This window comes from Pseudoxanthomonas sacheonensis (assembly GCF_031455975.1).
Taxonomy (GTDB): Bacteria; Pseudomonadota; Gammaproteobacteria; order Xanthomonadales; family Xanthomonadaceae; genus Pseudoxanthomonas_A; species Pseudoxanthomonas_A sacheonensis_A.
The window spans coordinates 281652-295865 of record NZ_JAVDTT010000004.1 but is presented as its reverse complement, the minus strand read 5'-3'; the positions used below and the strand labels follow the sequence as shown (position 1 = coordinate 295865).

General features: G+C 65.5%; 14 protein-coding genes. 6 read left to right on the top strand and 8 right to left on the bottom strand.

Annotation, left to right across the window (positions count from 1 at the left end):
* Positions 1-87 precede the first annotated feature (87 nt).
* On the top strand, positions 88-534 hold the full coding sequence (locus J2W94_RS15860) for a DUF192 domain-containing protein (RefSeq protein ID WP_310095534.1): 447 nt from the start codon (positions 88-90) through the stop codon (positions 532-534).
* A 142-nt stretch (positions 535-676) separates the two neighbouring features.
* Complete coding sequence (locus J2W94_RS15855; protein WP_310095532.1) at positions 677-1522, top strand: SirB1 family protein; 846 nt, start codon at positions 677-679, stop codon at positions 1520-1522.
* 92 nt (positions 1523-1614) lie between these two features.
* Here J2W94_RS15855 and J2W94_RS15850 read toward each other — a convergent pair whose 3' ends face one another.
* Positions 1615-1806, bottom strand: a complete 192-nt coding sequence (locus J2W94_RS15850; protein ID WP_310095530.1) for a rubredoxin — start codon at positions 1804-1806, stop codon at positions 1615-1617.
* 67 nt (positions 1807-1873) lie between these two features.
* Between J2W94_RS15850 and thiE the strand changes: the two genes are divergently transcribed.
* From thiE to J2W94_RS15835, 3 genes are all read left to right on the top strand, one after another.
* Positions 1874-2545 carry a thiamine phosphate synthase gene (gene thiE / locus J2W94_RS15845; RefSeq protein ID WP_310095528.1) on the top strand — a complete coding sequence of 224 codons (672 nt, stop codon included), beginning with the start codon at positions 1874-1876 and terminating at the stop codon, positions 2543-2545.
* Between the two features lie 113 nt (positions 2546-2658).
* Positions 2659-3951 carry a glutamate-1-semialdehyde 2,1-aminomutase gene (hemL, locus tag J2W94_RS15840; RefSeq protein WP_310095526.1) on the top strand — a complete coding sequence of 431 codons (1293 nt, stop codon included), beginning with the start codon at positions 2659-2661 and terminating at the stop codon, positions 3949-3951.
* 35 nt (positions 3952-3986) lie between these two features.
* Complete coding sequence (locus J2W94_RS15835; RefSeq protein WP_310095524.1) at positions 3987-5111, top strand: trans-sulfuration enzyme family protein; 1125 nt, start codon at positions 3987-3989, stop codon at positions 5109-5111.
* A 159-nt stretch (positions 5112-5270) separates the two neighbouring features.
* Here J2W94_RS15835 and J2W94_RS15830 read toward each other — a convergent pair whose 3' ends face one another.
* The 5 genes from J2W94_RS15830 to J2W94_RS15810 form a co-directional block, all read right to left on the bottom strand.
* Positions 5271-6506, bottom strand: coding sequence for an acetylornithine transaminase (locus J2W94_RS15830; RefSeq protein ID WP_310095522.1), 1236 nt, complete (start codon positions 6504-6506; stop codon positions 5271-5273).
* A gap of 39 nt (positions 6507-6545) precedes the next feature.
* Complete coding sequence (locus tag J2W94_RS15825) at positions 6546-7085, bottom strand: cysteine hydrolase family protein (protein WP_310095520.1); 540 nt, start codon at positions 7083-7085, stop codon at positions 6546-6548.
* Between the two features lie 29 nt (positions 7086-7114).
* Positions 7115-7552, bottom strand: coding sequence for a VOC family protein (locus tag J2W94_RS15820; protein WP_310095518.1), 438 nt, complete (start codon positions 7550-7552; stop codon positions 7115-7117).
* Positions 7553-7592: 40 nt separating this feature from the next.
* Positions 7593-8411 carry an SDR family oxidoreductase gene (locus J2W94_RS15815; protein WP_310095515.1) on the bottom strand — a complete coding sequence of 273 codons (819 nt, stop codon included), beginning with the start codon at positions 8409-8411 and terminating at the stop codon, positions 7593-7595.
* A 192-nt stretch (positions 8412-8603) separates the two neighbouring features.
* Positions 8604-9296 (bottom strand): serine/threonine protein kinase, encoded by a 693-nt coding sequence (locus tag J2W94_RS15810; RefSeq protein ID WP_310095512.1) that lies wholly within the window; start codon positions 9294-9296, stop codon positions 8604-8606.
* 64 nt (positions 9297-9360) lie between these two features.
* On the opposite strand from J2W94_RS15810, the gene J2W94_RS15805 reads away from it, so the two are divergent.
* Positions 9361-11361 carry a bifunctional DedA family/phosphatase PAP2 family protein gene (locus tag J2W94_RS15805; protein ID WP_310095509.1) on the top strand — a complete coding sequence of 667 codons (2001 nt, stop codon included), beginning with the start codon at positions 9361-9363 and terminating at the stop codon, positions 11359-11361.
* Positions 11362-11809: 448 nt separating this feature from the next.
* Here the strand turns inward: J2W94_RS15805 and J2W94_RS15800 are convergent, their stop codons facing one another.
* Both J2W94_RS15800 and mpl read right to left on the bottom strand, forming a co-directional pair.
* On the bottom strand, positions 11810-12388 hold the full coding sequence (locus J2W94_RS15800) for an LON peptidase substrate-binding domain-containing protein (protein ID WP_310095508.1): 579 nt from the start codon (positions 12386-12388) through the stop codon (positions 11810-11812).
* Positions 12389-12401: 13 nt separating this feature from the next.
* Positions 12402-13781: a UDP-N-acetylmuramate:L-alanyl-gamma-D-glutamyl-meso-diaminopimelate ligase gene (gene mpl, locus J2W94_RS15795; RefSeq protein WP_310095506.1), complete on the bottom strand. Its 1380-nt coding sequence runs from the start codon at positions 13779-13781 to the stop codon at positions 12402-12404.
* Between the last annotated feature and the right edge of the window lie 433 nt (positions 13782-14214).

Sequence of the window (14214 nt, the reverse complement as noted above, 5' to 3'; positions counted from 1 at the left end):
CACGATGCGGAACTGCGCAAGCCTGCGGCCTCTTGACGCCACCCGCCGCTTGCCGGAAGGTGCGGCATCTTCATCGGGAACCGCTCCATGCTCTTTCTTCGCGCCGGCCTCCTCATGCTTTTATCGTTGCTCGGCGGCTGCGCCAGCGCCGGCAGCTGGGTGGAACTGGGCGGCCAGCGCTACCGGGTCGAGATAGCCGACGACGACGCCGAACGCGCCCGCGGGCTGATGTTCCGCGACGAACTGGCCACCGGTACCGGCATGATCTTCCTGCACGACCGCGAGGAACCGCAGGCGTATTGGATGAAGAACACCAAGATTCCGTTGGACATCCTGTACTTCGACAACGCGCGCAAGCTGGTGGCGCAGCAGCGCGACGTGCCTCCCTGCACCGCCGGCAACGCCTGTCCGTCGTATCCCAGCAATGCGCCAGCGCGCTACGTGCTGGAACTGAACGCGGGCGAAGCAGCGAAACTGAAACTGCAGAACGGCGCCGAGCTGAAATTCAGCAACGATATTCCCAAGCTGCCGTGACACGTGGGAGCGGCTTCCAGCCGCGAGCCCTTGTCCGCTGCCATACGAGCATCATTCGAGCAAAGCGCGCGGCGGGAAGCCGCTCCCACCAAAGCGCATCCCAGGGCTTGATTGTCGCGGCGATTGACGCCAATCTTGGGCCATGGGGGTACGACTGACATTGCCGGACTGGAGTTCGCTGGCGGCGCAGGCTGACGATACCGTGCCCCTGCTGGAAACCGCGCTGCTGATCGCGCGCGACGAATACCCCAACCTCGACGCCGACCTCTACGACACTCTGGCGCAAAGCCACGCCGAGCACCTGCGCCCGGAGATCGAGGCCATCGACGCCTGGCCGCTGAAGATGGCGGCCATCAACCGGCACCTGTTCGACGAACTGGGCTATACCGGCAACCACGACGAGTACTACGACCCACGCAACAGCTATCTGAACGAAGTGTTCGAGCGCAGGCTGGGCAATCCGATTTCATTGGCGATGGTGCAGATCGAAGTCGCGCGCCGCCTGGGCGTGCCGTTGGATGGCGTGTCTTTCCCTGGCCATTTCCTGGTGCGCCTGCCAGTGGACGACGGCATCCTGGTGATGGACCCGTTCAACGGCGGCCGCCCGCTGGGCGCGGACGAACTGCGCGAACGCGCCAAGCCACATCTGGGTGGCGACATTCCCGACGACAACGCGCTGATGCATATCCTGGACCCGGCTTCGCACCGCGCCATCCTGATCCGCATGCTGCGCAACCTGCACGGCGTGTACGCCGAACGCGACGAGTGGGATCGCGCCGCGCGCAGCGCGGACCGTGTGCTCAAACTGTCGCCGGAACAACCGGAAGCCTTGCGCGACCGCGGGCTGGCCTATCTGAAGATGGACTACAAACAGGGGGCGCGGCACGACCTGGCGCGTTACCTGCACGTGGCGCCGGAAGCGGCCGACGCGCACGCCTTGCGCGAGCGCCTGGTGGAACTGAACACCAGCAAATCGCGGATGCATTGATCCGTTTTTTGTAGGAGCGCCCCATGGGCGCGAGCTCTTAACGCAGGCCCGCACAAAAGCTCGCGCCCATGGGGCGCTCCTACGTGGATTGTTCAGTCGACTTCGACCATCTCGAAATCGTCTTTGGTCACGCCGCAATCCGGGCAGGTCCAGGTGTCGGGAATGTCCTTCCAGCGCGTGCCCGGCGCCAGACCTTCTTCCGGCAGGCCCTTGGCTTCGTCGTAGATAAAACCGCAGACGACGCACATCCAGGTCTGATAGCGGGTGTCGACGGTATCGGTCATCGGGGGATAATGGCGGGGAAGCGGGCGTCTATTGTCCCACTCCCCACCCCGCACCGGAAGTTTGCCGATGAATTCCCGCTGGCCGCAGCTTGGCCCCGCGCCCTCAGGGCCGGCTGTTGTAGGGCCGGCTGTTGTAGGGCTCTACCTGATTACGCCTGACGAAGCCGACACCGCGAGTCTGCTGGCGCGCACGGCGCCGCTATTGACGGCGGGCGCGACCTGGTTGCAATACCGCAACAAGACGGCGGGCGATGCGCTGCGGCACGAACAGGCGACCGCATTGCAGTCGCTATGCCGGCAGGCTGGCGTCCCGCTGATCGTCAATGACGACGTGCGCCTGGCCAAGGCAGTCGGCGCAGCCGGGGTTCATCTGGGCGAAGACGATGGCGACATCGCCGCAGCGCGGGTTCTGCTGGGTGCGGAGGCGATCATCGGCGCGTCCTGCTACGACCGCTTGGATTTGGCCGCAGCCGCGGTGGCGGCGGGCGCGAACTACGTGGCTTTCGGCGCCTTCTTTCCCACCCGCAGCAAGACCGGTACGCGCCAGGCCACGGGGGATCTCTTGTCGCAGGCCGCCTCGCTAGGCGTGCCGCGGGTGGCGATAGGCGGGATTACCCCGGACAATGCACGCAGTCTGATCGACGCCGGTGCGGATCTGGTGGCGGTGATTTCCGGCGTTTACGACGCAGCCGATCCGGTCGCCGCGGTCCACGCCTACCTCCAATGCTTCGCCCGCTGATCCGCGCTTCGTAGGAGCGACGTAAGTCGCGAAGCGGCTTGCCGGTAAGACTCAATCGCGACTCACGTCGCTCCTACGACGAATACGAAATCCCTTCCCGAATCGACGATCCCATGAACCACGAAAAATCCCACGCTCTGTTCGCCCGCGCTCAGGAACTTCTGCCCGGCGGCGTCAATTCGCCGGTGCGCGCCTTCAAGTCGGTGGGCGGCGAACCGTTCTTCGTGCAGCGCGCGGACGGCCCCTATCTGTTCGACGTGGACGGCAACCGCTACATCGACTACGTCGGCTCATGGGGCCCGATGGTCGTCGGCCACAACCACCCGCAGGTGCGCGACGCCGTCCAGCGCGCGATCCAGGACGGCCTGTCGTTCGGCGCGCCCTGCCCGGCCGAAGTGACCATGGCCGAGACCCTCACCCGGCTGGTGCCGTCCTGCGAAATGGTGCGCATGGTGAACTCCGGCACCGAGGCCACCCTGTCGGCGATCCGCCTGGCGCGTGGCGCGACCGGCCGCATGCGCATCGTCAAGTTCGAAGGCTGCTACCACGGCCATGGCGACTCGTTCCTGGTCAAGGCCGGCTCCGGCATGTTGACGCTGGGTGTGCCGACTTCGCCCGGCGTGCCCAAGGCATTGGCCGACCTGACTCTGACCCTGAGTTACAACGATTTCGACGGCGCCACCGAATTGTTCGACTCGCTGGGCGGCGAAATCGCCTGCGTGATCGTGGAACCGGTGGTCGGCAACGCCAACTGCCTGCCGCCGCGCGAAGGCTATCTGCAGCACTTGCGCGAGCTTTGCAGCAAGCACGGCGCGTTGCTGATCTTCGACGAAGTGATGACCGGTTTCCGTGTCGCGCTCGGCGGCGCGCAAGCGCATTACGGCATCGCGCCCGACCTCACCACCTTCGGCAAGATCATCGGCGGCGGCATGCCGGTGGGCGCCTATGGCGGACGTCGCGACCTGATGACGCAGATCGCGCCCAGCGGCCCGATCTATCAGGCCGGTACGCTCAGCGGCAATCCGGTGGCGATGGCGGCGGGTCTGGCGATGCTGGAACTGGTGCAGGCGCCGGGATTCCACGACAGCTTGAGCGCGGCCACTCACGCGTTGTGCGATGGACTGGAAGCGGCTGCACGGGAAGCCGGCGTCGCCGTCACCACCAACCGCGTCGGCGGCATGTTCGGCCTGTTCTTCACCACCGAGAAGGTGGACACCTACGCGCAGGCCATCGCCTGCGACACGGCCGCCTTCAACCGCTTCTTCCATGCCATGCTGGAACGCGGCGTTTATCTGGCGCCTTCGGCGTACGAAGCCGGATTCATGTCCAGCGCGCACGATGAAGCGATCATCGCGCAGACCGTCGCCGCAGCGCGCGAAGCCTTCAAGGCGGTTCGCGCGGGCTGAGCACCTTCCCCACCTCTCCCATCGGAAGCCAGACCATGCGTCTTGAAACCCTCGCCATCCACGCCGGCGGCGAAAGCGACCGCGAAACCGGCGCGTTGACGCCGCCGATCCACCTGGCCACCACCTTCAAGCACGGGCCTGCGGGCGAACGCATCGCGGGCTACGAATACCAGCGCGAGAGCAATCCGACCAACGAGCGTCTGCGCGCAGCGATCGCCGCGCTGGAGGGCGGCGAAGCCGCGCTCACTTTCGCATCGGGCATGGCCGCGGTCACCACCCTGCTGGAATCCCTGCCGTCCGGTGCGCGTCTCCTGCTCCCCGACGACTGCTATTCCGGCGTGCGTATGCTGGCGACCGAATTCCTGCCCGAACGCGGCATCGCGGTGCAGCGCCTGGACATGGCCGATCTGGCGGCCGTGCGCAGCGCCTGCGCCGGCGGCGTCGATCTGATCTGGGCGGAGACGCCTTCCAATCCGCTGATGAAAGTCACCGACATCGCCGCCCTGGCCGCGCTGGCGCACGAACACGGCGCGCTGCTGGTCTGCGACAACACTTTCGCCTCGCCAGTCCTGCAGCAGCCGCTGGCGTTGGGCGCGGACATCGTCATGCATTCCACCACCAAATACTTCGGCGGCCACAGCGACGTGCTGGGCGGCGCGCTGGCGTTCAAGCACGACGACGAATTCTGCAAACGCATCGCCCATCGGCTGCACATCACCGGCGCGGTGCTGGCTCCGTTCAGCGCCTGGCTCACGCTGCGCGGCTGCCGTTCGCTGCCGGCGCGCATGGCCATGCATTGCGCCAACGCGCGCAAGGTCGCCGAATTCCTCGCGGCGCAGCCGCAGGTGGAACGGGTGAACTATCCGGGCCTGCCTTCGCACCCGGGCCATGAACTGGCGGCGCGCCAGATGCGCGATTTCGGCGGCATGCTCAGCGTGCAGTTCCGTGGCGGCCGCGAGACAGCGTTGGCCGTGGCCGGCAAGCTGCGACTGTTCACCAACGCGACTTCGCTGGGCGGTTGCGAATCGCTGGTGGAGCACCGCGGTTCCACCGAAGGGCCGCATACGACCACGCCGCAGAACCTGCTGCGGATCTCGGTGGGGTTGGAGCATGCGGACGATTTGATTGCGGATCTTGCGCAGGCGTTGCGGGAAGCTTGATGCACGCGTTGTCTCAACCCTTCTCCCACCGGGAGAAGGTGGCGCGCAGCGCCGGATGAGGGTACGGCGGAGTTACGTTGGTTCAACCGCCGAAGGTTTCGCCGCACCCTCACCCCAACCCCTCTCCCGCCGGAGAGGGGCTTTAGCTGGAGAGGGGCTTCAGGTCGATGGAATCTTCTTCGCGAAACTCGACAGAGCCGAACGCAGGCGCGCTAAACCGTCAGCAACTTCGACGTCGGTGATGTTCAGCGCCGGCACGAACCGCAACACGTCCGGCCCTGCTTGCAGCAACAACAGCCCGTTGGCGGCGGCATGATCGAGAATCTCGCCGGCGCGTCCGGCGTACGCCGGCTTCAACACCGCGCCGAGCATCAGCCCGCGACCGCGTATCTCTGAGAACAGTTCGAATTCCGTACCCAGCGCCGACAATCCCTCGCGCAGCGCCCCGGATTGCTTGCGCACATTGGCGGCGATTTCCGGAGAACCCAGTTTCCGCAACGCCACCCGCGCCACCGCCGCCGCCAGCGGATTGCCGCCGAAGGTGGTGCCGTGCGCGCCGAACTGCATGATCTCGGCGACTTTGGGGCCGGCGAGCATCGCGCCGATCGGGAAACCACCGCCCAGCGCCTTGGCCAAAGTGACGATGTCGGGCGTGACGCCTTCCTGCCAATGCGCGAACAGCGTGCCGGTGCGGCCCATGCCGCACTGGATTTCGTCCAGCGCCAGCAATGCCCCATGGCGGTCGCAGAGTTCGCGCACGCCGCGCAGGAAACCTTCCGCCGCCGGCATCACGCCGCCTTCGCCCTGGATCGGCTCCACCAATACCGCGGCGACATCGCCTGCGGCCATCGCGTTGTCCAGTTGCGCCAGATCGTTGAAATCGACGTAACGGAAACCGCCCGGCAACGGCTCGTAGCCCTCCTGGTATTTCGGCTGCGCGGTGGCGGTGACCGTGGCCAGGGTGCGGCCGTGGAAACTGCCGCGGAAGGTGACGATGACCCGGCGGTCCGGCGCGCGGCCCTGCGCCGTGGCCCACTTGCGGATCAACTTGATCGCGGCCTCGTTGGCCTCGGCGCCGGAGTTGCACAGGAAGACGCGCGCAGCGAAACGCGAAGCGGTGACCAGCTCCTCGGCCAACCGCAGCGGCGGTTCGCTGTAGAACACATTGCTGGTATGCCACAGCTTGCCGGCCTGCTCGGTCAGCGCGGCGACCAGATCGGGATCGTTGTGGCCGAGCCCGCACACGGCGATGCCAGCCGACAAATCGACGTATTCGTTGCCGTCGCGATCCCAGACGCGCGCGCCCTGGCCGCGCTCCAGGATCACTTCGCGCGGACGGTAGACCGGAAGGTAGTAGTGCTGGCCGGCAGCGAGCAGGTCGGCGGTATCGGACATTCGAGGTGGATCCTGGAAGGGATGGATCAGGAGGTTGGATCAGGAGGCGAAGCGGATCTGCTCCGCCGGCACGGCTTCGATCACCGGGCCGAAACTGCTGATGTCCGGCAAGGTCGCGTTGTGGTGGAGGCGGATCTGCGCGGCGCTGGCATGCGCCTTGTCCTGGGTGGTGTGCGCATCGGCGGCCAGGATCACCGCGTAGCCGTGCGCGGCCGCGCTGCGGGTGGTGGTATCCACGCAGAATTCGGTGGCGTAGCCGCAAATCACCACCTGCTCGACGCCGGAGAACGCGAGCACCTCGTCCAGACCCGTGCGCAGGAAGGAATCGGGCGTGGTCTTGCGGATGCGATGGTCGGCGGGCTCGACTTGCAGGCGCGAGTCCAGCTGCCATCCCGGCGAACCGTGCTGAAGCTGGGTGCCTGGCACTTCGTGCTGCACCAGGATCACCGGCACGTCGCTGGCGCGCGCACGCGCGGACAAGGCATTGATGCGTTCGATCACCGCATCGGCATCGGCCGGTGCGGGGGTTTCGTCGAACAATCCCTGCTGCACATCAATGATCACCAACGCATTTTTCATCGCTTATCCATAGTTTGAGGAAGAAGAACTCACCACACGCCCGTGTTGGGCATGGACAGCCACGGTTCCTGCGGCGGCAGACGCCCGCCTTTCTGCAGCAACTCGATGGAAATCAGATCTGGCGAACGCACGAACGCCATGCGCCCGTCGCGCGGCGGCCGGTTGATCAGGACGCCCCGCGATTGCAGGTGCGCGCAGGTGGCGTAGATGTCGTCCACCTCGAAGGCCAGATGGCCGAAGTTGCGCGCGCTGCCGTAGTCCTCGGCCGGCGAGCCGTCCGCGGCGGGCCAGTTGTAGGTCAACTCGATCTCCGCTTCCGGATTGGCCGGCGCGCCGAAGTAGACCAGCGTGAACCTGCCCGCCTCGTTGTCGATGCGGCGGGTTTCGCTCAGGCCGAGGCCTTCGGTGAAGAACTTGCCGGTCGCGTCCAGGTCGTGGACGCGGATCATGGCGTGCAGGTATTTCATCGTCGTGGGGGACTCCGATGGCGGGTCGATGAAGTATGGATCAATCGAGAAACAGATCCGGATAGAGTGGTTGCGAAGGATCCACTGCGTAACCCGAGAGATCGGTGACGCCGGCTTCGGCCAGTACTTCGTCGTCGATCAGGAAATTGCCGGAAAATCCCTCCGCTGCGCGGGTGAGCACGGCATGCGCCGCATCGGCCATGATTTCCGGTTTGCGACCATTGGCGGCATCGACGCCGGGAATCATGTTCAAGGCCTCGGTGGCGATCAGCGTGCGCGGCCAGAGCGCGTTGACGGCCACGCCCCGCGGGCCGAATTCCGCGGCGAGCCCCAGGGTGACGAAGCTCATGCCCATTTTCGCCAGCGTATAGCCGGTATGCGGCGCCCACCATTTCGGATCCAGCGACGGCGGTGGCGCCAGGGTCAGGAGGTGCGGGTTGGGCGCCTGCAGCAGGTATGGCAAGCAGGCCTGCGCGCACAGGAAACTGCCGCGCGAGTTGACCTGGCTCATCAGGTCGAAGCGCTTCATCGGCGTTTCCAGCGCACCGCGCAGCCAGATGGCACTGGCGTTGTTGACCAGGATGTCGATGCCGCCGAACAGGTCCACGGTCGCCGCCACTGCGGCTTTCACTTCGTCCTCGTCGCGGATGTCGCATTTCAGCGCAAGCCCTTGGCCGCCCGCCGCGGTGACTGCATCGGCGGCGGTATAGATCGTTCCCGGCAATTTCGGATTAGGCACCGCGGACTTCGCCGCGATGGCCACGTTGGCCCCATCGCGCGCAGCGCGCAGGGCGATGGCCAGGCCGATACCGCGCGAGGCGCCGGTGATGAATAGGGTCTTGCCTGCGAGGGTGGTCATGGGTGATTCCGGAAATGCAACGCTTGATAGTAGACAGGATAGAGGCGGCCTACTCGTCATCCCAACGAAAGCTGGGATCCATTTTGCTCTTGCCTTTGCCCGAATTCTGCGGAAGCAAAATCAAGGGCAGGATCAAGATGGATCCCAGCTTTCGCTGGGATGACGGACAAAGCTCCGCGAGATGCAGACGATTCACGGCTTCGGTCCCTGCCCTTCATTGTCTTCCCACTTCAATATCCTGCGGGTGACGAAACGGTAAACCGGCTTGCCTGTGCGGAACCACAGATCGCGCATCCACGAGGTCCGTTTCAGCAGGCGCCACTCCACCGGGGTGAGCTTGTCGCGGCAGTACATGCGTTTATGTTTGAGCAGATGGCGCAGGTCCTCTCGCGCCAGCAGGCGCATCCAGCGCGAACGCGGATCGCCGAGCACCGCAAGTTGGAAATCGATCAGGGCCGGGCTGCCGTCGGCGCGCACCAACCAGTTCGCCTCCTTGGCCAGGTCGTTGTGGGCGACGCCGCGGCGATGGACCTGCTGCAGCAAGCGCCGCGCCGCATGGAAATACGCAAGATCGCCGCGCGGCGGATTCTTGTACATGGCCACGCCGTCCAGGAAACTGCGGTCCAAGTGGGTTCCGTTCCAGTTCAATAGCTGCGGCGTCTGCGCCTGCCCCACCAGCCGGCGCAAGGCCAGCGCTTCGCGGCGCGCCAGCCGCCAGGCGGGAAAGCGCAGCCACCACGGCGACGCGGAAAGATCGCGGCGCACGAACAAGCCCCGCGCATCGCGCATCAGGGCGATACGGCCGAAACTGTCGGCCTTGAGCGCTTCTACTTCGATGGCCGGTTCGTCGATGGCTGTCTTCTCAATGACATGTTCGCGGTTCATGGCGGCAGTTTAAACCGTCTGCCCTTCCGCGCCGCCTGTGCGCGCACTCTATAATCGGGCGCTAATGAATCCTTCCTGGTTCGACAACCTGCTGGCCTGGATCACTGCGCATCCCGTGGCCGCGGGCGCCGTGATCTTCGCCATCGCCTTTTGCGACGCATTGATCGTGCTGGGCGCGATCGTGCCGGCGCTGCCGTTGTTGTTCGCCGTGGGCATGCTGATCGGCCTGGGCGAACTGTCCGGGCCGTACGCCTTAGTGTCGGCCGCGCTGGGCGCTTTCGTGGGCGACGCGATCAGCTTCCAGATCGGCAGGCGCTGGGGGCCGCAGCTGCGCAACCACTGGCCGTTCCGCAAGTATCCGCAGCTGCTGGATCGTGGCGAGACGATGTTCCGCCGCAATGGGCTCAAGAGCATCCTGATCGCACGCTATGTGGGCCCGATCCGCCCTTTCGTGCCTGCGATCGCGGGAATGCTGAAGATGCCCTGGCGTCGCTACGTCCCGGCCAGCCTGATCGCCGCGGTGAGCTGGGCGGTGCTGTTCCTTGCCCCCGGATGGGTGCTGGGCGAGGCCTACGATGCGGTGGCCGCGGTCGCGGGACGGTTGGCGCTGGTGCTGGCGCTGGTGCTGGCGGTGATGGCCTTGGCCTGGGCGGGAGTGCTGTACACCTATCGCTGGTTCGCCGCGCACGCCGATTCCCTGTTGGCGCGCGTATTGGCGTGGTCGCACGCGCATCCGGTGCTGGGGCGTTATTCGATCGCCGTCTTCGATCCGCAGCGGCGCGAATCGGTGCCGTTGGCCTTGCTGGCGGTGATGCTGCTGGCCATCGGCTGGATCTGGTTCGCGTTCCTGGCCTTGGTGCTCGGACACGGCGAACCCCTGGGCGTCGATCTGGCCATCCACCAGGCGATGCAGGCTCTGCGCAATCCGTTGGCCGATTACCCGATGGCCGCGCTCGCTTCGCTGGGCGACGTGGAAGTGCTGGCGCCGGCCGCTGGGCTGGTGTTGCTGTACCTGGCCTGGCGCAAGCGCTGGATGGCGGCCGCGCACTGGCTGGCGGCGCTGGCCTTCGGCCTTGCCCTGACTGCGTGGTTGGGCATATCGGTGGATTTTCCGCGCCCGCCTGCGGTGAGTAGCGGTTTCAGCTTTCCGTCGATCACCATCACCATGGCCACGATCACCTTCGGCTTCTTCGCCGTGCTGATCGCGCGCGAACTGCCGGGCCGCCGGCGCATCTGGCCTTATCTGGTATCGGGCATGGTGGTGGCGTTGATAGGCTTCGCCCGCATCTACCTGGGCGCGCACTGGTTGAGCGACGTCATCGGCGGAATGCTGTTCGGCATCTTCTGGCTGCTGGTCTTGGGCATCGCCTACCGCCGCCGCACCATCCGCTCGCTATGGATGAAGCCGTTGGCGTGGTTGTTCTATGGATCCATCGCCGTGGCGGCGCTCTGGCATGCGCCGCGCAACATCGCGCCCTTGCTCGCGCAGTTCGAAGTCATACAGTTCACCACCTCGACTCCGCTGGAAGACTGGTGGGAAAACGAATGGCAACAGCAGCCCGCGCGGCGCAACGAGTTCGACGACGAACAGCGTTGGCCGCTGGATGTGCAGGTCGCCGGCCCGCTGGCGCCGTTGCGCGCGCAGCTGCAGGCCAAGGGCTGGCGGATTCAGGAGGAGGCCGGCTGGGAGCAGGCCCTGAACCTGCTGGATAACGATCTGCCCGAGCAGCGGCAGCCGGTGCTTCCCGCCACCCTGGATACCCGGGCGGAAAGCCTGCTGATGCTGCGCGACGGACCGCAGCCCGGCGAGATGCTCGCATTGCGGCTATGGGCCGCGCCGGTCCGCCTGCAGCCCGGCGATGTGCCGCTGTGGATCGGTAGCGTGCAGACGCTGCAGCACCAGCGCGCCTTCGAATTCGTCGGCATGTGGCGGCCGTTGCGCGAAGCCGGCTCGTCGCTGGAGGCGTTGACCGAAGCGACCGAAGCGCTGGAGCATCGGGTCGCCTTGCATCCGGAGTCGCAGGTGCCTGTGTTGCGGATCCGGACGGATCGTCCTGCGAAGTAGAAGTATTTGCGGTATTTCTGATGGGCCTTCAGAAGGCGGGCATCTTTCAGATCGCCTTGCTTAGGATTTTGCTGTTGCTGTTGCTGTTGCCATCAAACCCCGTGAGGCGCGGCAAGCAGGACGGGATAAACCCCGCAGGGGCGGCGCACACGGATGTGCGCCGTTTCCGGAGGCGCAGGAGGCGCCTTCCGGAAATTCCCGGCCTGCTTGCGAACCTGCGCAAAGCGCAGGCGCGCCGTTAGGGCGGCTTTCTTTTGGTTACTTTTCTTTGCCGTTCAAAGAAAAGTGACTCGCGCGTAGCGCGAAACGCTCTTGCTTTGATCGGATGAATCGCGCCAAGAGCCCCCCATCCGCCTTCGGCACCTTCCCCCGCAAGCAGGGGAAGGGTTCACTAATCTGACCGGCCTAACTCCGAAATCAATAAGTCGCTGTCGCGTTGCGCAAACACTCAAGGCATCAACCGCAGCAGCATTTCCAAGCGTTCATGCGGATCGTCTTCCTGCAGCACCGACAATCGCTGCGCATCGTCGAGCGGCAGGAATTCGGCCAGCCGCCACCCCACCCACGCCGCATCGTCGAAACGCGCGTTGCTGACCTTGCTGTGTTCGCCGCCGATCTTTTCCAGGAAGTGCTGCAGCACCGTGGCCAGCAGCGCATGCTCCGGGCGCAGGGAATCGTCCAGGTCGGCTTCGCGCCATTCCACTTCGCCCATGATCAGGCCGTTGTCGCGCACGCGGGTGCGATTCACGTGGAAACGCCGCGCGCCGCGCACCTGCAAGGTCAGCAATCCGTCGTCGCCGGTGCCGAAATCCTCGATCAGCGCCTCGGTGCCGAAGGCGGCGGGCGTGGCGGGCAGGCCCGCCTCGTTGCCGTCCAGGATCATGCACACACCGAAGCCGTGACCGTTGCGGCCGCAATCGCGCACCATGTCCAGGTAACGCCGTTCGAACAGACGCAAGCCCAATGACGCGCCGGGCAAGAGCACGGTATGCAGCGGAAACAGTGCGAGCGGCGCGCCAGTGGGCATGCGATCGGGATACTCAGCCGTTCAGTGCCGCCAGGAAACGGCGCGGCGCGCCGTCGAAGCCGCCGTTGGACATGAACACCACATGGTCGCCCGCGCGCGCGACCGATCTCAGCGCGCCGATCAGCGCCTCCACGTCCGGCACCGTGCGCGCGTCGCCGCGGATCGCCGCCACTACCTTGCCCGCATCCCAAGCCAGCTCGGGGCGGTGCAGGAAGACCACCGCATCGGCCCCGGCCAGCGAGGGCGCCAGCGCATCGGAATGCGCGCCCAGGCGCATGGAATTGCTGCGCGGTTCCATCGCAACAATAATCCTCCGCGCGCCGCCGACTTTCGCGCGCAAGCCCTGCAGCGTGGTCTGGATGGCGGTGGGGTGATGGGCGAAATCGTCGTAGATGGTGATTCCGTCGGCCTGTCCGATGACTTCCAGGCGACGCTTGACGCTGCGGAAATCCGCCAGGGCCGGGATTACGCTTGCGATATCGACGCCCACCGCGTTCACCGCCGCCAGCGCCGCCAGTCCGTTCAAGACATTGTGCCGGCCCAGCATCGGCCAGCGCACCACACCGATCTCGGTACCGTTGTGGAGCACGGCGAATGCGCTGCCGTCTTCGTCGATCAGGCGCGCGCTCCATTCCAGCGATGCATCGTCCACGCTGTCTTCAAGCCCAAACCGTTCTACCGGCGTCCAGTACCCCATCGCCAGCACTTCGGCCAGGCGCGGGTCCTCGCCGTTGACGATCAGGCGTCCGCGCGCCGGCACCGTACGCACCAGGTGGTGGAACTGGCGCTGGATCGAAGCGATGTCCGGAAAGATGTCGGCGTGGTCGTATTCCAGGTTGTTGAGGATCGCCACCAGCGGCCGGTAGTGCACGAACTTGCTGCGCTTATCGAAGAAGGCGGTGTCGTATTCGTCGGCTTCGACCACGAATTCGCGCCCGCTGCCGGCGCGCGCGGAAACGCCGAAATCCTCGGCCACGCCGCCGATCAAGAAGCCAGGGTTACGACCTGCGGCTTCAAGCAGATAGCTGAGGATGGTGGTGGTGGTGGTCTTGCCGTGCGTTCCCGCCACCGCCAGGGTGTCGCGCCCCGGCAGCACGTTCTCGGCCAGCCATTGCGCGCCGGAGGTGTACTTGCGACCTTCGTCGAGTACCGCTTCGACCGCCGCATTGCCGCGCGAAAGCGCGTTGCCGACCACGATCTCGTCGCAATCCAGAGAAATGTTCTGCGGCAAGTAACCTTGCGAGAAGGGAATCCCCAGCGTTTCCAACTGAGTGGACATGGGCGGATAGATGGCTTGGTCGCTGCCCTCCACCGAATGGCCCAGCTCTCGCGCCAATGCGGCCACGCCGCCCATGAAAGTGCCGGCGATGCCGAGGATATGGAGTTTGCTCATAGGGCAATTGTCCCTGATTTGCGGCTGCTTTTTGCGTTTGCTTCATGGGGCCCCTAAGGCAGGGCAGTCGCCGTGGGCAAACCCGCAGGGCGGCGCACAGGTATGTGCGCCGTTTTCGGAGCAGCATGGATGCTGCTTCCGAAAATTCCCATGGCGACTGCGGACCCCGCGCGAAGCGTGGGGCCTGCCGCCGGGGTGTGCTTTCTTTTACTCCGGGCATTCTGCCCTACGCCCTTCGGGCCGGCTTCGCCGTTCGCGCCGCTACGCAGCGCAGTGGTTACTTTTCTTTGCACAAGCAAAGAAAAGTGACTCGCGCGTCAGCGCGAAACGTTCTTGAAGTTGGTCCGGAGCGCTCGTCGGTTCGTCGGCCCGGCGCGAAAAACCCCTCATCCGCCCCCGTATCAAGTACGGGGCAGGCTCTTCGGGCACCTTC

Coding starts and splice junctions, on each gene's coding strand:
- J2W94_RS15850 (WP_310095530.1), bottom strand. CDS start 1,806: ATGACCGATACCGTCGACACCCGCTATCAGACCTGGATGTGCGTCGTC.
- thiE (WP_310095528.1), top strand. CDS start 1,874: ATGAATTCCCGCTGGCCGCAGCTTGGCCCCGCGCCCTCAGGGCCGGCT.
- J2W94_RS15855 (WP_310095532.1), top strand. CDS start 677: ATGGGGGTACGACTGACATTGCCGGACTGGAGTTCGCTGGCGGCGCAG.
- J2W94_RS15835 (WP_310095524.1), top strand. CDS start 3,987: ATGCGTCTTGAAACCCTCGCCATCCACGCCGGCGGCGAAAGCGACCGC.
- J2W94_RS15860 (WP_310095534.1), top strand. CDS start 88: ATGCTCTTTCTTCGCGCCGGCCTCCTCATGCTTTTATCGTTGCTCGGC.
- J2W94_RS15820 (WP_310095518.1), bottom strand. CDS start 7,552: ATGAAATACCTGCACGCCATGATCCGCGTCCACGACCTGGACGCGACC.
- J2W94_RS15815 (WP_310095515.1), bottom strand. CDS start 8,411: ATGACCACCCTCGCAGGCAAGACCCTATTCATCACCGGCGCCTCGCGC.
- hemL (WP_310095526.1), top strand. CDS start 2,659: ATGAACCACGAAAAATCCCACGCTCTGTTCGCCCGCGCTCAGGAACTT.
- J2W94_RS15830 (WP_310095522.1), bottom strand. CDS start 6,506: ATGTCCGATACCGCCGACCTGCTCGCTGCCGGCCAGCACTACTACCTT.
- mpl (WP_310095506.1), bottom strand. CDS start 13,781: ATGAGCAAACTCCATATCCTCGGCATCGCCGGCACTTTCATGGGCGGC.
- J2W94_RS15800 (WP_310095508.1), bottom strand. CDS start 12,388: ATGCCCACTGGCGCGCCGCTCGCACTGTTTCCGCTGCATACCGTGCTC.
- J2W94_RS15810 (WP_310095512.1), bottom strand. CDS start 9,296: ATGAACCGCGAACATGTCATTGAGAAGACAGCCATCGACGAACCGGCC.
- J2W94_RS15825 (WP_310095520.1), bottom strand. CDS start 7,085: ATGAAAAATGCGTTGGTGATCATTGATGTGCAGCAGGGATTGTTCGAC.
- J2W94_RS15805 (WP_310095509.1), top strand. CDS start 9,361: ATGAATCCTTCCTGGTTCGACAACCTGCTGGCCTGGATCACTGCGCAT.